The organism is Cronobacter sp. EKM101R, assembly GCF_963888145.1.
Classification (GTDB): Bacteria; Pseudomonadota; Gammaproteobacteria; order Enterobacterales; family Enterobacteriaceae; genus Cronobacter; species Cronobacter turicensis.
This window is the reverse complement of record NZ_CAWPHW010000012.1, coordinates 395,524-412,599: the sequence shown is the minus strand read 5'-3', so window position 1 is coordinate 412,599 and position 17,076 is coordinate 395,524. Positions and strand designations below refer to the sequence as shown.

At 55.9% G+C, this 17,076-nt stretch carries 19 protein-coding genes and 1 pseudogene; 11 read left to right on the top strand and 9 right to left on the bottom strand.

Features of this window, described 5'->3' with window-relative positions; translation table 11 throughout:
* Window positions 1–207: 207 nt before the first annotated feature.
* Genes opgC through AACV31_RS10460 form a run of 5 tightly spaced genes read left to right on the top strand, consistent with a single transcriptional unit; the run spans window position 208 to window position 4,336 of the window.
* Window positions 208–1,428 (top strand): OpgC domain-containing protein, encoded by a 1,221-nt coding sequence (opgC, locus tag AACV31_RS10480; protein ID WP_165153982.1) that lies wholly within the window; start codon window positions 208–210, stop codon window positions 1,426–1,428.
* A 14-nt stretch (window positions 1,429–1,442) separates the two neighbouring features.
* The gene (locus tag AACV31_RS10475) at window positions 1,443–2,357 is read left to right on the top strand and encodes a hypothetical protein (RefSeq protein WP_165153980.1); all 915 of its coding nucleotides are present in this window, start codon (window positions 1,443–1,445) and stop codon (window positions 2,355–2,357) included.
* 9 nt (window positions 2,358–2,366) lie between these two features.
* Window positions 2,367–3,587 (top strand): PP2C family protein-serine/threonine phosphatase, encoded by a 1,221-nt coding sequence (locus AACV31_RS10470; RefSeq protein WP_165153978.1) that lies wholly within the window; start codon window positions 2,367–2,369, stop codon window positions 3,585–3,587.
* Window positions 3,577–3,918: an STAS domain-containing protein gene (locus AACV31_RS10465; protein ID WP_007761229.1), complete on the top strand. Its 342-nt coding sequence runs from the start codon at window positions 3,577–3,579 to the stop codon at window positions 3,916–3,918. The genes AACV31_RS10470 and AACV31_RS10465 overlap by 11 nt, the downstream gene beginning before the upstream one ends.
* Window positions 3,919–3,922: 4 nt before the next feature.
* Window positions 3,923–4,336: an ATP-binding protein gene (locus tag AACV31_RS10460; RefSeq protein ID WP_165153976.1), complete on the top strand. Its 414-nt coding sequence runs from the start codon at window positions 3,923–3,925 to the stop codon at window positions 4,334–4,336.
* A gap of 26 nt (window positions 4,337–4,362) precedes the next feature.
* Here the strand turns inward: AACV31_RS10460 and AACV31_RS10455 are convergent, their stop codons facing one another.
* On the bottom strand, window positions 4,363–4,962 hold the full coding sequence (locus AACV31_RS10455; RefSeq protein WP_165153974.1) for an XRE family transcriptional regulator: 600 nt from the start codon (window positions 4,960–4,962) through the stop codon (window positions 4,363–4,365).
* A 43-nt stretch (window positions 4,963–5,005) separates the two neighbouring features.
* Between AACV31_RS10455 and AACV31_RS10450 the strand changes: the two genes are divergently transcribed.
* Genes AACV31_RS10450 through AACV31_RS10440 form a run of 3 tightly spaced genes read left to right on the top strand, consistent with a single transcriptional unit; the run spans window position 5,006 to window position 6,574 of the window.
* Entirely contained in the window at window positions 5,006–5,695 is a 690-nt protein-coding gene (locus AACV31_RS10450; protein WP_165153972.1) for a B3/B4 domain-containing protein, read from the top strand.
* Window positions 5,696–5,714: 19 nt separating this feature from the next.
* Window positions 5,715–6,227 (top strand): GrpB family protein, encoded by a 513-nt coding sequence (locus AACV31_RS10445; RefSeq protein WP_165153971.1) that lies wholly within the window; start codon window positions 5,715–5,717, stop codon window positions 6,225–6,227.
* Window positions 6,228–6,241: 14 nt separating this feature from the next.
* Window positions 6,242–6,574 (top strand): DUF1493 family protein, encoded by a 333-nt coding sequence (locus AACV31_RS10440; RefSeq protein WP_007761205.1) that lies wholly within the window; start codon window positions 6,242–6,244, stop codon window positions 6,572–6,574.
* On the opposite strand, the gene AACV31_RS10435 is transcribed toward AACV31_RS10440, so the two are convergent.
* Window positions 6,534–7,754 carry an MFS transporter gene (locus tag AACV31_RS10435; protein ID WP_165153970.1) on the bottom strand — a complete coding sequence of 407 codons (1,221 nt, stop codon included), beginning with the start codon at window positions 7,752–7,754 and terminating at the stop codon, window positions 6,534–6,536. The genes AACV31_RS10440 and AACV31_RS10435 overlap by 41 nt on opposite strands.
* Window positions 7,755–7,857: 103 nt before the next feature.
* Here AACV31_RS10435 and AACV31_RS10430 point away from each other — a divergent pair, with 103 nt between their 5' ends.
* Window positions 7,858–8,760, top strand: a complete 903-nt coding sequence (locus AACV31_RS10430) for a LysR family transcriptional regulator (protein ID WP_165153969.1) — start codon at window positions 7,858–7,860, stop codon at window positions 8,758–8,760.
* A gap of 493 nt (window positions 8,761–9,253) precedes the next feature.
* Here the strand turns inward: AACV31_RS10430 and AACV31_RS23180 are convergent.
* Window positions 9,254–9,421, bottom strand: a pseudogene (locus AACV31_RS23180) (alpha/beta fold hydrolase); the annotation flags it as partial.
* A gap of 355 nt (window positions 9,422–9,776) precedes the next feature.
* On the opposite strand from AACV31_RS23180, the gene AACV31_RS10425 reads away from it, so the two are divergent.
* Window positions 9,777–10,346: a C40 family peptidase gene (locus tag AACV31_RS10425; RefSeq protein ID WP_165153968.1), complete on the top strand. Its 570-nt coding sequence runs from the start codon at window positions 9,777–9,779 to the stop codon at window positions 10,344–10,346.
* 52 nt (window positions 10,347–10,398) lie between these two features.
* Here the strand turns inward: AACV31_RS10425 and AACV31_RS10420 are convergent, their stop codons facing one another.
* The 6 genes from AACV31_RS10420 to AACV31_RS10395 all read right to left on the bottom strand — a co-directional run bounded on the left by AACV31_RS10420 (window position 10,399) and on the right by AACV31_RS10395 (window position 15,742).
* A complete protein-coding gene (locus tag AACV31_RS10420; RefSeq protein ID WP_007761198.1) occupies window positions 10,399–10,758 on the bottom strand; it encodes a hypothetical protein in 360 nt (119 codons plus the stop codon).
* Between the two features lie 94 nt (window positions 10,759–10,852).
* On the bottom strand, window positions 10,853–12,154 hold the full coding sequence (locus AACV31_RS10415; protein WP_165153967.1) for a PQQ-dependent sugar dehydrogenase: 1,302 nt from the start codon (window positions 12,152–12,154) through the stop codon (window positions 10,853–10,855).
* A 12-nt stretch (window positions 12,155–12,166) separates the two neighbouring features.
* Window positions 12,167–12,592 carry a DUF2231 domain-containing protein gene (locus AACV31_RS10410; protein WP_165153966.1) on the bottom strand — a complete coding sequence of 142 codons (426 nt, stop codon included), beginning with the start codon at window positions 12,590–12,592 and terminating at the stop codon, window positions 12,167–12,169.
* 170 nt (window positions 12,593–12,762) lie between these two features.
* Window positions 12,763–13,977, bottom strand: a complete 1,215-nt coding sequence (locus AACV31_RS10405) for an EAL and HDOD domain-containing protein (RefSeq protein ID WP_075197897.1) — start codon at window positions 13,975–13,977, stop codon at window positions 12,763–12,765.
* A 184-nt stretch (window positions 13,978–14,161) separates the two neighbouring features.
* Window positions 14,162–15,373, bottom strand: a complete 1,212-nt coding sequence (locus tag AACV31_RS10400) for an MFS transporter (RefSeq protein ID WP_165153964.1) — start codon at window positions 15,371–15,373, stop codon at window positions 14,162–14,164.
* A gap of 27 nt (window positions 15,374–15,400) precedes the next feature.
* Complete coding sequence (locus tag AACV31_RS10395; protein WP_165153962.1) at window positions 15,401–15,742, bottom strand: hypothetical protein; 342 nt, start codon at window positions 15,740–15,742, stop codon at window positions 15,401–15,403.
* Between the two features lie 147 nt (window positions 15,743–15,889).
* Between AACV31_RS10395 and AACV31_RS10390 the strand changes: the two genes are divergently transcribed.
* Window positions 15,890–16,861: a UV damage endonuclease UvsE gene (locus AACV31_RS10390; RefSeq protein ID WP_165153960.1), complete on the top strand. Its 972-nt coding sequence runs from the start codon at window positions 15,890–15,892 to the stop codon at window positions 16,859–16,861.
* Window positions 16,862–17,076 lie beyond the last annotated feature (215 nt).

The window sequence follows — 17,076 nt, the reverse complement described above, 5'->3', positions numbered from 1 at the left end:
GATTGTAGATGCCCGCGCTAAACTTTCCAGCAGGATAAATTCACATGAGAATTTGCGCCGCTTCGTCTTTTCGTTTACCCGCCGGGGAAAATATATTTTCCGCGAAACGCTGACAGCCGCTTATTGCCGTATACACTTTCCTGATAATACTCAGAATATATTGCGCCGCCGGGAACAGGCGGCCCCAGCCGATAAGAAACCATGCCGATGAGCGATTCTGCAAGCGTAGCTTCAACCCGCGACATGCCGCGCGCGCGCGTCTCCTGGCGCTACGTAGCGGCCGACCGGCGCGATCTGCGTATCGACCTGATGCGTGGCATCGCGCTCGTGATGATGGTGGTCGCCCATACGGAAGTGATGTCGATATTTAATATATTGACGTGGGAGCGATTCGGATTAACGACAGGGGCCGAAGGCTTTGTGATCCTGGCGGGATTTATGCTCGGCATGCTCAATCGTCAGCGCCTGCAAAAGGCTGTTTTACTGACCGTCGGCTGGACCCTCTGGCGGCGCGCGTGGAAGATCTATCTGGTTAATATCATTATTATCCTGAGCGTACTGCTGCTATCAAAAATACCTCTTATTAATACGTTTGAAATAACCCATTTTGTCGATCGTTTCTCCGGGAATAGCTGGTCGCTGTTTCCGACTACGCCGCAAATTAAAGAAACCTGGTTCAACATTATTTTGTTTTTGCAAATTGGCCCACACCAGACGCAAATTCTGGGTCTCTACGTCTTTCTCCTGTTAATGAGCCCGTTTTTTCTGGCGCTGCTGCATTATCGTAAAACGTTGTGGCTGATTGCCGGGTCGGCGCTGGTTTATGGCCTGTATCAGGTGACGCCGTTTCGTCTGACCGCCAGCGAGTTTGAGTTTGCGTTCCCGCTGATGGCATGGCAGTTCATCTACGTGCTGGGGATGTCCTGCGGCTGGTACAAAGAGGAGCTGTTGTCGCTCGCTCGCACCGGTCCCGGCAAGGTGACGGTCACCTTTATGGTTATCTGCGCGCTGGTCATGATGTTTATCGCCCAGAACCATACCAACCCCTTTATGCCGCCAGGCCTGCTGATGCATGTGATTTCACCGGCGGATTTCAACATGATTTACCACACCTGGGCGGCCAAAAACGGCCTCGGGCCGCTGCGGGTGCTGAATGATTTCTGTCTGATGGTCACGGTCTATCTGCTGCTGACCTGGTGCTGGACGCCGCTCTACCGCCTGACCGGCTGGTTTCTGATCCCGCTCGGCCAGCACTCGCTTTACACCTTTATTCTGCATGTCTATGTGGTGCTGCTGGTCAGTCAGGTCGTGCATTTCGATTTATGGCATCAGGCCTGGCTTGTGAATACGCTGGTTCACAGCGTGGCGCTGGGCATTCTCTGGCTGATGGCGAAATATGATGTCGCCGGACGCTGGATCCCCAATTAAGGAACGACACGGGTATGACGAGGATATATCACTGCTTCGGTCTGGCAACGCTCGCGCTGGCGGCGCAGCCGGGTTTTGCCGCACAGACGCCTGCGAGCGCGCAGAGCGGGGCCAGCGCCGATAACGAATCCGAACCTATCCAGGCAGGCGTGTTCACGAGCCGCTGGGGACGGCTGTTTTCGGGTAACGATAAGAAATTTTCCGGCGCGCTGAGCTTTAACAGCGGGCTGAAAGAGCAATACGTCACGATCCCGAACAGTAGCGATACGGCGTCGCAGACCAACAAAATTAACCAGACGCTCAACCTGAGCCTGCAATATTCGCCGTGGAGTTATCTCTTCGCCAACGTCACGCTGCGCGCGCCGGTGCGCGACTTAAACCGCTATACCACGGATTTCCGTTACAGCTTTGGCTACGATGACTGGCACGCCAACACCTTCAGCCTCGTCTACAGCAACTATGGCGATAACCACATCTGGCCATCGGGCAACAAACGTCACAGCTATTTTGAACAGGGCGGCGTGACGGCGGCGTATAAATTCTCGCTGCCGAAACCGCTGGAGAAACATCTGCTGATTAACAAAGACGATTCGATTATCTGCCAGGTGGGCTATACGTGGGTGCCGCGCTATTACGATCTCAACAGTAATGACATCCGCAGCAATAAGAATGTGGTGCTGGGCGGTTGCGGCTATACCCTGAAACAACATTTCTTCGTGCGCGCCACCGCGTTCTGGTATCCGGACAGCAGCCAGCAGCAGCCGTGGAACGGCGACTACAGCTACAGCTTCGGCTATGCAGGCTATAAACCGGGCACGTTCTCGCTTCAGTATGCCAACTACAGCGGCACGCGGTATCCGGGCCATGCAAGCGGCAACGGCAAGTTCCGCGAGGGCACCGTCAGCCTTATCTGGTATTTACCCCTCTGAGGAGCTTCGATGCCGGACAGACAGCGGATTTTGATTGTTGATGACTCTACCGTTTACCGGCGGCTGATCGGCAGCATGCTGGGAAAGTGGGGCTACGAGGTGCTGGAAGCCGTTAACGGCGTCGCGGCGCTGGACGTGCTGGCCACACAGCCGGTCAATATGGTGCTGAGCGACTGGGAGATGCCTGTGATGGATGGCCTGACGCTCTGCCAGGAGATCCGCGCGCGCTTCCAGGAACACTACATCTACCTGATTTTATTAACCGCGCGTGAGAGTGTGGACGATCTGGCGCTCGGCTTTCAGGCGGGCGCCGATGATTTTCTCAGTAAGCCCGTCAACCAGAGCGAGCTGCGCGCCAGACTGCATGCGGGCGAGCGAATTCTGGAGCTGGAAGCGACGCTCGCGGCCCGTAACGCGCGGCTGCGCGAGGCGCTGACGCAAATCGAAAGCGATCTCCAGGCTGCGGCGCAGTTACAGCGTTCGGTGCTGCCAGGGCGGCGCATGCAGTACGACAGCTTCTTCGCCGACTGGCTGTTTGTGCCATCGGCATATGTCTCTGGCGATATCTTTAATCTTTTCCCGCTCGACCGTCATCTTGGTTTTTATTGCGTGGATGTGGCGGGCCACGGCGTGGGCGCGGCGATGATGTCGCTTGCCGTGGCGCGCCAGTTCCTGCACGGACGCGCGGTAGAGCGGTTTCTGTTCGACGGCGACGGCGTGACCGCGCCGCATGAGGTTATCCGCATTCTGAACGAGCGTTTCTGCCATGACGATACGGAAATCGTCAGTTACTTCACGATGATATACGGCGTTATCGACATCGAAACCGGCGAGGGGAAACTCTGTCAGGCCGGGCATCCGACGCCGTTTATCACACACCCAGACGGTTCTATTACCCGTGTCGGCAGCGGCGGGGCGCCGGTGGGCTTACTGGAAAGCTTAAGCTGGGAAGAGGCTTCGTTTACGCTGCGCCCCGGCGACCGGTTATGCCTCTACAGCGACGGCATCACGGAGTGTGAGAACCCACAGCAGGAGCAGTTTGGTCACGAGCGGCTGGAACAGTGGTTACAACGTCACGTTTCCAGCCCGCTGGACGCCATTTTCCCCGCGCTGCACGAGAAGCTGGCTGACTGGCGCGCCAGAAAGCAGGGCGATCAGGTGGCGATGGCCGACGACGTATCGCTGTTAATTATTGAACGAAGCCTTAAGGGAGTGCGCGATGAATCTTGAAACTGAACATCTTGATGGCGTGAACGTGATAACGCCGGTGGTGAGACGGCTTGACGCCTCGGTCGCCGCCGCGTTTCGCCAGGGCGTAAGTGAAGAGATAAGCCGGACTACGGGCGGGTTGATTATCGATTTCTCGCGCGTGGATTTTATCGACAGTAGCTGCCTCGGCACCCTGATTGCGCTCTTTAAACAGATGAACGGCAAAGGGGAAATGGCGCTCTGTTCGCTGAACAGCAACATCATGAATATGTTTAAGCTGACCCGCATGGACAGGGTGTTTATCCTCTGCCCGGACCGCGCCGCTGCGCTGGCCCGGTTGCAAAAAGGATGAGCCGATGAGCGCCGTCCTGACGCTTCCCGCGCGGCTCGATGCGCTGGGCCCGCTCGCCGACGCGCTGGCGCACTTTATGGCGTCGCTGCCGGTGGATGACGACTGGCGTTTCGCGTTCGATTTAGCGGTGTGCGAAGCGGCGGCAAACGTCATCCGCCATGCGCTGGAAGAGACGCCGACGCGTGAATTTACCGTTGAGTTTCAGCACGACGACGCGGGCGCATGCGTGACGTTCACCGATAACGGTAATGCTATTCCCGATGGAAAACTGGATGCCGCGCGCGATTGCGCGCAGGACGACGACACGGCGCTGATGAGTGAAGGCGGGCGAGGGTTGATGCTGATTTTCGCCTGTGTCGATGAAGTGGAGTATGACGCGGGAACCGTTAACCGCCTGACGCTGAGTAAGCGGTTTTAGGTGACGTTGTCACGTAATAGTGCCTGTTAATGCGGTTCGTAGACCGTCATGGTGAAGATTAGCGTCGTTTGCTGTTCATTGGCGTAACCGTGCGGCGCGTCAGTGCGGGCGATAGCGGAGGCACCCGCGTTAATGTGCAAACGTTCGTCATTGACGGAAAGCGTGAGAATGCCTTGCTCAACGTGCAGCAGCTCCGCCGTGCCCTGAGGGTGTCCCGGCGAGGTAAACCGCTCGCCCGGGCGCATCTCCCAGCGCCACAGTTCCACCATATTCGGCCCGCTGGTTCCGGCCAGCAGACGTGCCTTACCGCCATAATCCCCCGTCCACAGCACCGGGATTTGCGAGGCCGCAATCAGGCGCGCCGCGGGCTGACTCGCCACATCCAGTAAATCCGCGACCGACAGACCCAGCGCGGCGGCAATCTTACAGAGGATCGCAATGCTCGGGTTAGCGGCGGCCTTTTCAAGCTCGACCAGCATGCCTTTACTGACGCCCGCGCGACGCGAAAGCGTGTCCAGTGTGACATTGTGTTCTTTGCGCCAGCTTTTCAGCCGCTGCGCCAGGGCCACGCTGAGCGAGTCAATATCGGCGCCTGGTTCAGTCATTATATTGACTTTTTGGGTCACTGGTCATTACCATGAAATAAAATAGTCATTACAGGATTATCCGATGAAACCCTTAAGACCGTCAATTGCCCCGGAAATCGCGCAGCTCGCGCCGGGTTTCCGCGCCATTAGCATTAATGTCATCGCCGCGCCGCTGGCTGATGAAACCGTCGGAAGAAGGGCGCTGGAAGTCGCGTGCCGCCACGTGCAAGAGAACGATTTTCCATGGGCGCAGGCCCATCTTGCCGCCTGGGACGCCGTTTTTCAGGCGTTCGGCGCGAAGCCAAAACGCACGCCGTGTTCCGCGCAGGCGCTGCGCAAACGGGTTGCGCGTGACGGCACCATGGCGTCGCTCGATCCGGTCGTTGATCTCTATAACGCCGTGAGTATCAAATACGCCGTGCCGATCGGCGGGGAGAACCGCGCGGCGTACCAGGGCGAGCCGCGGCTGGTGATCGCCTGCGGCAGCGAAGTATTCGATACCTTTAAAGACGGCGAACCGGTGAATGAATCGCCGGATCCCGGCGAACCCGTCTGGCGCGACGATGCGGGCGTCACTTGTCGCCGCTGGAACTGGCGTCAGGGCGTGCGCACACGGCTGGATTCGCAGGCGCAGGCGATGTGGTTTATTCTGGAATGCTTACCCGAAATGCCGGTGGAGGCCGCAGAAGCCGCCGCCCGCGAACTCGCTGACGGTTTAACCGCGATGATGCCGGGTGCCGAAATCACCACAGAAACGATTCAGCCAGCCTGAATCAATAAAGGAGAACAGGATGGCCGGACGACAGATTACGCTGGAACCCTACAATCCGGCATGGCCTGCGCAATTTTCTGAGGAAGAGAAAAGGGTGCGCGAAGCGCTCGGCGACGTTGCGCTGGCCGTTCATCATATTGGCAGTACGTCGGTGCCGGGGCTTGCGGCCAAACCGGTTATCGACATGCTGATTGAAGTTACCGGTCTTGCTGAGCTTGACGCCCGTAATGACGCGATGCGGGCGCTGGGCTACACGCCGCGCGGTGAATATGGTATTCCGGGCAGGCGTTATTTCATCAAAGGCGACGTTGTGCGCACACATCATCTCCACGCGTTCGTCGCCGCAAGCGAGCACGTGACGCGCCACCTGGCGTTTCGCGATTATCTGCGCCGTCACGATGTTGTTATGCAGGAATATGCGCAGGTCAAATTCGCCGCCGCCCGCGACAGCGGCTTTCAGTCCGACATTTACAGCCAACTGAAGAACGATTTTATCGCGCGGGTTGAACGCCAGGCGCTGGCGCAGCGATAAGCGCTGAGGAAATGATGACAACCGACAGCCTGAAAGCGCGAGTCTTTGCACACGTTCGCAAGCACGACGGCTTTTACCTGTTCGGGAAACCTGAACTGACCGAACAGACCGATCTGGATTTTGATCTGCAACTGGACGATGACGAAGCGCTGGCGCTGATGGAGGATTTCTTTACGACGTTTGGCGTGGCGCGCGGCAATTTCTCCATTACCACTTATTATCCGCCCGATCCGCCGCTGAGCGTCATGCTCAATCCATTGCGCAAACGCGAAATCCCCCAGGTGCCGTTTTTCACGATCGGCATGCTTATTGACTCCGCGCGGGCCGGGCGCTGGCTTTATGACTGACAGCGCGTTTAGCCAGTTTCTTCTGCAGTATGACGACCATTACCGGAAATCCCGCGGCGCTTAACGCACTTATCACCAGTAGCCTGTTCAGGTCATGCGGGCTTATGGCGTGGTCAGGAAGTAATAAGGAAGACAGAAAGAAGGCGAGTGAGGTTATCAGATACATCAGTGCTGTCTGAAGTGAAGAAAAACTGGCCCGTTGCGCATCCGCAGGATAGTGGACCACCACAGCTGATGCGCAAACCAGTCGGCTGTATGAGGCGCCAAGAAACAGGATAATAAAGACAAATACGTTCTGATAGCCCATCACAGGAATGAGCAAACTCGCTACCAGTAACAGCGTTGAAAGGGATGACAGCGCCACGGCAGATATACGCGACGTGAGGATGCCTGTTATTTTTGTAGAGATATAACCTGCAACGCCTCCACTTAAAAATAATAACGGCAACAGGCTTTCCTGCGCTCCCATAGAGTGAATCATTAGCGGCGTCAGAATGGGTATAATAAGCATGGGACTGAACTGCACCAGTGCATTACAGGAAGCGAAAAATAAGGTTAGCGTATCAAAAGAGAGTTTGGCCTTTACGCCCGATGAAACCGCATCACGGGGAAGGATAAATATGATCAGCGGTAAGCAAACCAGACATAACACACTGATTAACCACAATGAAGTCCGCCAGTCATAATGCGTACATAAAAACATGACCGCTGGCATGCCGACAATGCTTACCATCGAAAATGAGGCAATTACCGTTGCCAGCATTTTTCCGCGTGATTGTGCAGGAGCATAATTTATCAAAATACTCATGCCGACGCCCATTGTCGTACCACCCACCAGGCCAGCGCAAAATCGTATTGCCAGCAGCGTATAAAAATATGTGGTTACCGTGCACAAAAACGTAAGCACTCCCAGCAGCAGCATATTCCTGAACAAGAATTGCTTTTTATTAAACCGCTCAACCCAATAAAACGCCGCTATTCCAGAAATAACCGCACCCAGCGTGTAAATGCCAGAGACATAGCCCGAAAACGATACAGGAACCGAAAATTCGTCAGCCATAAAGGTAAAAACGGGCGTTAACGCCATATATTCCAGAGCATTTGTGAACTGGATAAAAGCCACGACAAGGGCTATCCGCATTAAAGAGTTATGATTAAAGATTGGTGTATTCTGTGGCATAGCAAGCAACCCGACGATAAAAGATACCTGATTGTAACTGCTATCAATGCTGATTATTATATGGTAGAAATGGTAATCATTATTATCATATATGGGATAATCGATGCGCCCGGTTCTGGATTTTAAAACCCTGAATGTGTTCATTGCGGTAGTAGAAAAAGAGAGTTTCGTCGGGGCATCGAAACTTCTTCAAATGCCGACATCCAATATCAGCCGCTGCATGGCTCAGTTAGAAGAAAAGCTGAATCTGCAACTCATTGAACGCAGCACCCGACACATGAAACTGACTCAGGCGGGACACCTGCTTTATAGCCGGGCGAAGCCATTACTGGAGGCGCTTGAGCAAACGGAGACAGAATTAATGTTGCGTCAAATGCAACTCAAGGGACCGCTGCGTATCTGTATTCCAAATGAATCAGGCCCGGCATTACTCGGGTCTGCTATTGCCGATTTCGCCTGCCAAAACCCTGACCTGGAAATCAGTTGCATCACCAATTTGTCAGGTTTTGAATCCCTGCGGGACGATCTTGATGTAGCCATCATTATCACCCGAGGGCAGATGGATGACAGTGATTATATCGCCCGACATCTGATGACCATTCCTTGCACCATTGTCGCCGCGCCCTCGGTGATCCAGCGCTATGGTACGCCTTCTGAAATACGGCAGTTTGAAGAACTGCCTTGTATTACAACGGTAAGCGCGCTGAAAGGCGCTCCCTGGCAGTTTGTGAACAGAAAAGGGGAGTTCGAGACGATAAAGGTTAAAGGGCATTATCGCGTCAATAGCGGAGAGATGGCGGGACGCGCGGCCATCGCCGGCGTCGGCTTTGCCATTCTGGCGAAACAAGCCTGCCAGCCTTACATTCGTGATGGACAGCTCATCGAAGTTGAGTTTGAACAAGCGGCAGCGCCGTTGCAACTATTCGCGGTGTATTCAAACCGGCGTTTTTTGCCCGCGAAAACAAGAGCGTTTATCGATTTCGTGCATCAGCGATTGAACCCGTAGCGCGGGTAAGCAAAGCGCACCCGCAGAGGGCAATTAATTCAACGTGACATGCGAAGTATCAAGGCCGCTCGCAGGCAGCGGCGCATGGCGCCGGGTCCGATTGCTGCGAGCATCCGGTTGTTAACGGAATAAGTTTTCTCTCCACGTTATGTCCGGCGTTTCGGTCTCGCCATCAACGTCTCTGGATATGGAACGCGGTTGTGTTCAGGCGTCATGCGCACCTGTAGAACCTTATAGCGGCGCGAGGGATTTCAGCCAGAATTTACTGAACATCGCCGGGAGCCTCCTTTAGTACGCATAATGTATATTATGTTAAATTGAATCTGGCATCGGAACCACGCGTATCGCCCTGGCCGCCTGACGCTACTGTTGCCTGCCCTGCATGTCTGCGCCCGCTTAAGACATAAACCTCTCAATCTCTCCCGGTGCGCTACGCGAAATCTGCTGGCCTGAGCCTCACAACTTTTCTCAGATTTCACGTAGCGCACCGTTTTTATATTATTTTCCGCAGGTGCACTTCGCTTACCCGCGCTACGGCGTTATCAGCGAATTGTGCCAGTTGCGCGTTAACCCGCGCGGCGTCTTCTGTAAACGGCGCATGTCCTGAGCGTGCATACAATTCTGACTGTATGCGCGGATTGATCGCTTTCGCTCTTTTCAGCAACCGACCGCGATACTTTTAACATCTGCTGACGACACACGTAGCGCGGGTAAGCGCAGCGCACCCGCAGACGTCATACTGGACACAGGCATCCAGGGTGACTTAATTATGTTCGGGGATAATTACGGCGTGTTATTTATTAAGCCATAATTAGCGTAATAACCTACTGTAAAGCCTTTATTTCGGGTTAAGTTGTTTCTGAATATGAATACCTACGCCAAAATACCTCTCGCGAGAAATATTATTGCCGCTTAATGTCAATAAGTGTAAAGGATGAGAAAGCGCTGGCGATGAGCCACGTTTTTAGTAAAAATTCCGGCACCCAATATATAAAACCGCTTGTCAGTGAGACGATATGGATTTCCGCGCCAAACCTTTATTCGCCCTTTTATTTTGTGTTTACCTGACAGGATGCGCTCACCAGTCGCCAGAACCGAAAACCAACGCTCCGCTCCCTGATACCACCGCAAACCAACACCGGCCGGATTTGATCCCCGTTATCGCCGCCCTTCATGACCAGATGAACACCTGGCGCGACACGCCTTATCAGTGGGGCGGCACAGAGCGTGACGGGATCGACTGCTCGGGTTTTGTCTGGCGTACCCTGCATGACAGATTTAATCTGCCGATGGCGCGCGTCACTACGCGGGAATTAATTCAGATGGGGAAAGGCGTTGATAAAAATAAGCTGCGTCCGGGCGATCTGGTGTTCTTCCGTATTAAGGGCGCGCTGCATGTCGGCTTTTATGACTCTGACGGCGAATTTATTCATGCCTCAACCAGTAAAGGCGTCACCCGCTCCTCATTAGATAATCCTTACTGGCAAACCGTATATTTAGAAGCGCGTCGACTGCCGGATAATATCAGTCAGGTGGTGACGATGAATCATAATTCCACTCCCGATCTCGCCAGCAACCGCGGGTAATCCTGAGGCCACCGTCTTCTGTGGCCTCGCTGTCCCCTGCCCTGCGCGGGCCTTATACCGCTGGCGGGTTATCGTCGCCGCCTTTGTCACTCAGTTCATTAAGCACAATCTCTTTAGCGGGCGCGTCATCAAGCCTGCCTGCGTAGTCGCCAGAGACATCCGGCAGGCTGGTAAATTGCCCGTCGATAAACAGAAACTCCAGATGTGCGGCGATATCGTCCAGCACCGCGGAGGCGCTCTTCAGGCCTTCGCCATGCTCATCGTTGCCATCAAGCCGCCAGGCGAACGTGCCATTCTCGTCGCGGGCTTCGCCCAGGTCGATAATCCGGCCGTCAATGTTTTGCGCCAGCACGCGGCCGTCGCAGAGAAACAGAAAATAGGGCATCCCGTCGCGTTGGGTGGATTCCGGCATCGTGAACTCCTTGCTGATGAATGAATTAAAAGTATAGCAGGCGTAAATGCGCCCTCTTCGGAAGGGAAAAAGGCCGCCCGACGGCGGCCTGTTTTTACTTCGCTGCGCTGACGCGCCAGATAGCGTTACCGGCGTCGTCGGCAATCAGCAGCGCGCCGCTGTTATCCTGCGTCACGCCGACTGGCAACCCGCGCACCTGTTTCTGATCGTCCGTCAGGAAACCGGTCACGACCGGCTGCGGCATCCCGACCGGTTTACCGTTTTCAAATTTCACCCACACCACCTGATAGCCGTTGAGCGGCGAGCGGTTCCAGCTGCCGTGTTCGCTCACAAACGCCCCGCCGCGATACTGCGGCATGTTATCGCCGGTGTAAAAATGCAGGCCAAGCGGCGCCACGTGCGAGCCGAGCGCGTAATCCGGCTTGATCGCTTTTGCCACCAGATCCGGGCGCTGTGGTTCAGCGCGTTTATCGACGTGGTTGCCAAAATAGCTGTACGGCCAGCCGTAGAAGCCCTTCTCCTGTACCGACGTCATATAATCGGGCACCAGATCGGAGCCGATTTCATCGCGCTCGTTAACAATCGCCCACAGCTTGCCGCTCTCAGGCTCCCACTGGAGGCCGGTCGGGTTGCGCAGGCCGCTCGCATAGATACGGCTGGCGCCGGTGGCGGCGTCCACTTCGAGCACCGCCGCGCGGCGATATTCCGCGCCGATGCCGTTTTCCGTGATATTGCTGTTAGACCCGACGCCCACATAGAGCTTGCTGCCGTCCGGGCTTGCCAGCAGCGATTTGGTCCAGTGATGGTTAATCGGCCCGCCCGGCAGTTCAGTCACTTCCTCGCCCGGCGTGCGGATCGCCGTTTGCCCTTCCTGATACGGGAATTTCACCAGGCTGTCGGCGTTCGCCACCCACAGCGTATTGCCGGTGAGCTGAATGCCAAACGGCGCGTTAAGGTTTTCAATAAAGGTATGCTTTTCCCATTTACCGTTAACGTTACGCAGCAGCGTGATGCGATTGCCGCCCGGCCCGCCCTTGCCCGATGCCTTTTGCACCACGCCCATGATCAACTGTTTAGGGCGCGTGGTCGGTTTCGGCGTGCCGTTGGATTCGGCAATCAGGATATCGTTATTGGGCAGCACATAAACCTGACGCGGGTGCATCAGCCCATCGGCGATTTTTTCAATCTTCAGACCCTGCGCCACTTTCGGCATTTCGCCCTCTTTCCACGCCACGCCTTCCGGCACCTGCATCGGCGGCAGCAGGAAGTTTTTCGCTTGCGGGAGTTCCGGATTGGGCCCGACCTGTTTTTGCGGATCGAGCGTGGCGCTGTTATCACAGCCGCTAAGCAGAACGCCCAGCGAGACGGCCAGCGCGAGACGATGAATGTTGTTCATGCGGGCTTCTCCTTAAGCAGCGCGTTGGCGTAACGCGAGTTGAACGTTGGCCAGCAGCATCAGCGCCACAACCAGCGTTGAGAGAATGACGCCCGCAGGCACCACGGCGTAAGCATCACGGCTGTGAATAAAGGCATTGAATATCGCCAGCACGATCGCCACCAGATTCAGCCAGAAGTGCAGCCGCTGCGCCGGGCCATGCAGATGGCGACGTCCCGGCAAGATCTGCCCGAGGCTGATTAAGCGCGGAATAATGGCGATCACAAGGCCGATAGCGATAAGCCAGCTGGCGGCATCGGTCCACATCTGCACGTAGCTTTTCATATAGAGGATGTCGAAAATCCAGGCGGCCGTGAAGAAGCCTAAAGGAATGGGATTGAGCAGTTCATAAAGCGCCACGGCGGCTGCCGGGGATCGTGCGGTCGTGTGCGGGTGCATGTCCGTCTCCTGAAGTCATCCAGAACCAGCGACGGCAGCGCCCAGGCGCCGCACGTCAGCGTGCCTGTAAAAGCGTAGTCAAGATGCGCGAGAATGACGGAATAATCGAAACCGTGTTTTAGCCAGATGGCGCGCAGGCGGCGCCAGCCGGGCCGCCTGCGTCAAAAATATCAGATGATGGCATCACCCCATTTCACCGCTTCATGCGTCATATCGATGATATCCCGCTCGGTAAGATTCAGCTCATGCGCCACATTCACCACCTCCGGCCAGTCGGCGCACTCGAACGCCTCGCACAGCCGAACCAGCGCGCCCGGCACGCCTTCCCGGTTAAGCAACGCTTTTTTGACTTCCTTCGAGACGTAAATCTGCTCAAGCAACGTCTCCATCGGGATATCCATAATCGCATCGAGGCGCGAGAACAGCCCGGTGATAAATGCGTCATCCTCGCTCACGCCGCCGATGCGGTGCGCCGCCAGTTCGCAAAAGCGCCCGTACACCAGACTGACGTTATACAGCTCGCTCACCGAGGTATCGCTAATGTGCGTGACCGCGAGGATCGTAATGAACCTTTTCAGTTCATAGAGCCCAAGAAACGCGAAAATGCTGCGAAACGGCAGCGATTCGGCATTCGCGTGATAGTTATGCTGATACTTGATGTTATTGACGTAGCGCATCAGCTTATAGGTGATCGCCACATCGCGGCTGATCAGTTTTTCGATCTTCGCCATATCCGGGCGGGCCGCGTTCACCTCGCGGATAAGCTCCAGGATAAAGACTTTTTGTTCAGGAAGCTTTTTCGTCTTGATGAGTTCCGGCTTGCTGTAGAAATAGCCCTGGAAAAGATGAAAGCCCAGCTGCAGATACTGATCAAACTCCTCGCGCTGCTCGACTTTTTCAGCCAGCAGTTTACAGCGCAGATTCGGGTGCGCTTTCAGGAACGCTTTGATCTGTTCAACGCTTGTGGACTGAATATCAAACTTAATGACGCTGATATAGGGTAAAAAACGGCTCCACTCGCTCTCCAGCGTGAAATCATCCAGCGCGAAGCAGTAGCCCTGCTCGTACATCTCGCGCACGGTAGTAAACAGCGCGTTATCCGGCACGCTGTTCTCAAGAATCTCTATCACGACATTCTGACGCGGCAGTGACTGCGCCAGCCCGTTGACGATCATTTCATACGGAAAATTGATAAATGACGTATGTCTCCCGGACAAGCGCTGTAACGGCGTGACCAGAAAATGATCGGCAAGCAGCTGGCTGGTGGCGAACTCGGCGGTAACAGACGGAAAGGCGTTGGTCAGCCCGTCCCGGTAGAGTAACTCGTAAGCCACCGTGTTCAGCGACGCGTCAAAGATAGGCTGCCGCGCTATGAAGGAATACATTTCAACCTCCGGTTTCGTTTTTTCGACGTCCATTACAGCGATGCGCTGCTTGTTCGACCGGCACTAAAACATTCCTGAATACACTCTTCCGGCACTCCGCCGGCAGAACCGCAAGCCATGCGTAAGCTCCCGAGGTATAACGCTTACGCCCTGTGCGCCATTAAGGCGCGGCTTTATAAGATGTTTATCGGCGTGCGGCTCGCTTTCTTGAGCATATATCCGGGTTACGCGCTGGCGTTTGCTCAGCGGGTAAACAGAGCGCGAGTAACGCCAGCGCCCCGAAAATGCCGAGCGCAGGTACGGCGCTTAATGTGTCCAGCAGCGCGCCAAAGAGCGCGGAGCCCGCCATCTGGCCGGTCGCCAGCAGCAGAAATACCGCGCCGAGGCCCGCCGCCGGAAACTCTCCTGTCGCCGCCACCCCGCTGACCAGCAGTACGCCGGAGAGCGTGATATAGGCAAAACCATAGAGCGCCGCCACGCCCCAGCACAGCCAGGGGTGTGAGACGCAGAGCGCCAGCAGGCCGAACGCGGCCACGGTAAGCAATTGCATCAGGCGGTGCGCGTGATTAATGCCAACGCGGGCAATCAGCACGCCCGTCAATACGCCAAAGCAACCCGCCACGCCGGTGACAAGCCAGAGCAGCGTGATATCGCGGCCTTCCATTCCCGCCTGCGACTGAAACATCAGCGGCCCGAAGGACCAGTACGCCGCGCTCACCACGCCGCTTAACAGGGCGATAATCAGCGGTGGGCGCAGTGCGGGCCGCCGTAGCGCCGCCAGTTGGGTTTTCAGCGAGAGGCGTTCACCCACCGCCCCGGCGGGCATAGCGCGCCAGGCAATCAGCGTCGGAATAAGCGCGAGTGCGGCGAAGACCAGCCAGATCTCACGCCATTGCCCCGGCATCAGCAGCACGGCCAGCGCGGATAAAATGATGCCCCCGCCCGTTCCGGCATTGATAACCGTATTAACGCCAGGGCGCTGCGCCGGTGTCACCTCGCGGTTGACCGCTTCGGCCATCGGCGGCGAGACCAGCCCGGAGCTAATCCCGGCGCAGATCACCCCTATCGCCAGCCAGAGCGGCTCTGTCGCCTGGGCGAGCACGATCAACCCAATAATCGCGAACAGGCCCGCGAGCAGCGCAGGCAGCCTCGGCCCGGTGCGGGCAGTGCAAAAGGATGACGCCACGCTCGCCACGCCATAGGCCGCGAACGACGCCGCCGAGAGCGCGCCGACCCGCGTCGGGGACATCGGGATATCCCGGATAACATCAGGTAACTGTAATCCCCAGGAGAAACGCGCCAGTCCGTAGGCGGCGGCAATAAGCGAAAACCCGCTCAGGGCGAGAAATTTATGTCCGGACAGCAAGGCGACCTCAGCGAAGTAAATATCCTCCACTGAGTGTAGCCGCCCGTTGGCGCATGATCAGCGCATCAGGTGAGCAAGTTGTTCGCCGCAGGTTTGCGGCGCGGCGATAAGCGCAGCGCGTTTCGCGTCATCCAGCCCCTGCCAGGTGCTGATGACCTCACGACCAAGCGCGGCGGAATAGTGCTGGCGTTGCAGCGCGTAATCGTTGTTGCTGCCTTCAATCACGTTTTCCATCGCCGCCGCCCAGTCATCAGGGCGTTGATGCTGGTTCTGCACCGTACAAAACACCGAGGCGTAATACGCTTTATCTTCATCGTTGAAGTGCGGCGTCAGCCACCAGTACGCCAGCGCCGCGCAGGCGATAACCGGAAGAACAACGCGCCAGGAAAGTAATTTCATAAGTCGTTTCTGATAAGTCCGTGAAAACGCGGCATGTCCGCCGCAAACGGACAGTATAACGGTTTTGCTTAAACTCAGGCTCTACAGCCTGACGAAACGCCCGGTTTACAGCCTGCTACACTGAAATCACAGACAACCGGAGGGTGCATGAAATTAGGTTTCGCATGTAAGTTTTTAGATTCAGGGCTCAAACAGGAATTCCCGTTTAAATCGACCACCCGCACCCGCTTTTTAAGTCTCGATCATGCGCCGCGTCTGGCGCTGTTATCTCAGCTCGCGCAGACGAATCTCAATAACCTTTATCTGACGCTGGAGCAGCTTGCGCAGCTACCCCCCGCTTTAAGGATGATGCGCATCGGCAGCGATCTCCTGCCGCTCTATACCGTGCCGGAGGCAGGCCCGGTCTATCAGGAATTTTTCACCGAGCTGGCGCCGTTATTTACCCGCTGTGGTGAATTTGCGCGCGCGCATGATATTCGCCTCTCCTTTCATCCCGGCCAGTATTCGGTTTTAGCGTCAGATAATCCTGACGTTGTCGATCGCGCGCTTGAGGATGTGGAATATCACGCCCTCTGCGCGGTAATGATGGGGTACGGCCAGCAGTTTCAGGATTTTAAAATCAATATTCATATGAACGGCAAACGCGGTTTCGCGGGTTTTCATGAGGCGTTTAGCCGGTTAAGCCCGCAGGCGCAGCGGATGCTGACGGTGGAAAACGACGAAATATCCTGCTCGCTGGATGATGTACTCCAGGCGCAGGCGCTGTGCCCGATAGTGCTGGATATTCACCACTACTGGGTAAAAGAGAATGCGTTTATTACACCGGACGATCCGCGCATCGCGCAAATAAAAGCCTCATGGCGCGGCGTGCGGCCGGTTCTGCATTATTCCATCTCTCAGGAAGGGCTTATCCCTGAACAGGGATTTCCTGAGCAGTCGCAACTCGGCGTCCCGAAAACCAAACTGCGCGCGCATTCCGATTATTATTTCAACAGCACGCTGAACGACTGGGCGCTCTCGTTTACCGATTTCGACATTATGTGCGAAGTGAAGATGAAAAATATCGCCCGCGACCGGCTTTATGATTATGCGCTTTTAAAAGGGGTGGTATGGGATTAAACCTGGCCGGTGTATTTGTAGGGCGGGTCAGCGAAGCGCACCCGCCGGTTTGGCCTGATGGTGGGTGCGCAGGCTTACCCACCCTACGGAAACGACATAACAAATATACCGTGTAGCGCGGGTAAGCGAAGTGCACCCGCGGTTTTAACCTGATCGGTGGGTGCGCTTCGCTTACCCACCCTACGGAAATGACATAACAAATATACCGTGTAGCG

Bases quoted from the DNA above. Each gene is read 5' to 3' on its own strand.
- AACV31_RS10460 (WP_165153976.1), top strand. From the start codon at position 3,923: ATGAGCGCCGTCCTGACGCTTCCCGCGCGGCTCGATGCGCTGGGCCCG.
- AACV31_RS10475 (WP_165153980.1), top strand. From the start codon at position 1,443: ATGACGAGGATATATCACTGCTTCGGTCTGGCAACGCTCGCGCTGGCG.
- AACV31_RS10420 (WP_007761198.1), bottom strand. From the start codon at position 10,758: ATGCCGGAATCCACCCAACGCGACGGGATGCCCTATTTTCTGTTTCTC.
- AACV31_RS10405 (WP_075197897.1), bottom strand. From the start codon at position 13,977: ATGTATTCCTTCATAGCGCGGCAGCCTATCTTTGACGCGTCGCTGAAC.
- AACV31_RS10445 (WP_165153971.1), top strand. From the start codon at position 5,715: ATGGCCGGACGACAGATTACGCTGGAACCCTACAATCCGGCATGGCCT.
- AACV31_RS10470 (WP_165153978.1), top strand. From the start codon at position 2,367: ATGCCGGACAGACAGCGGATTTTGATTGTTGATGACTCTACCGTTTAC.
- AACV31_RS10395 (WP_165153962.1), bottom strand. From the start codon at position 15,742: ATGAAATTACTTTCCTGGCGCGTTGTTCTTCCGGTTATCGCCTGCGCG.
- AACV31_RS10410 (WP_165153966.1), bottom strand. From the start codon at position 12,592: ATGCACCCGCACACGACCGCACGATCCCCGGCAGCCGCCGTGGCGCTT.
- AACV31_RS10430 (WP_165153969.1), top strand. From the start codon at position 7,858: ATGCGCCCGGTTCTGGATTTTAAAACCCTGAATGTGTTCATTGCGGTA.
- AACV31_RS10425 (WP_165153968.1), top strand. From the start codon at position 9,777: ATGGATTTCCGCGCCAAACCTTTATTCGCCCTTTTATTTTGTGTTTAC.
- AACV31_RS10390 (WP_165153960.1), top strand. From the start codon at position 15,890: ATGAAATTAGGTTTCGCATGTAAGTTTTTAGATTCAGGGCTCAAACAG.
- AACV31_RS10450 (WP_165153972.1), top strand. From the start codon at position 5,006: ATGAAACCCTTAAGACCGTCAATTGCCCCGGAAATCGCGCAGCTCGCG.
- AACV31_RS10415 (WP_165153967.1), bottom strand. From the start codon at position 12,154: ATGAACAACATTCATCGTCTCGCGCTGGCCGTCTCGCTGGGCGTTCTG.
- opgC (WP_165153982.1), top strand. From the start codon at position 208: ATGAGCGATTCTGCAAGCGTAGCTTCAACCCGCGACATGCCGCGCGCG.
- AACV31_RS10465 (WP_007761229.1), top strand. From the start codon at position 3,577: ATGAATCTTGAAACTGAACATCTTGATGGCGTGAACGTGATAACGCCG.
- AACV31_RS10440 (WP_007761205.1), top strand. From the start codon at position 6,242: ATGACAACCGACAGCCTGAAAGCGCGAGTCTTTGCACACGTTCGCAAG.
- AACV31_RS10435 (WP_165153970.1), bottom strand. From the start codon at position 7,754: ATGCCACAGAATACACCAATCTTTAATCATAACTCTTTAATGCGGATA.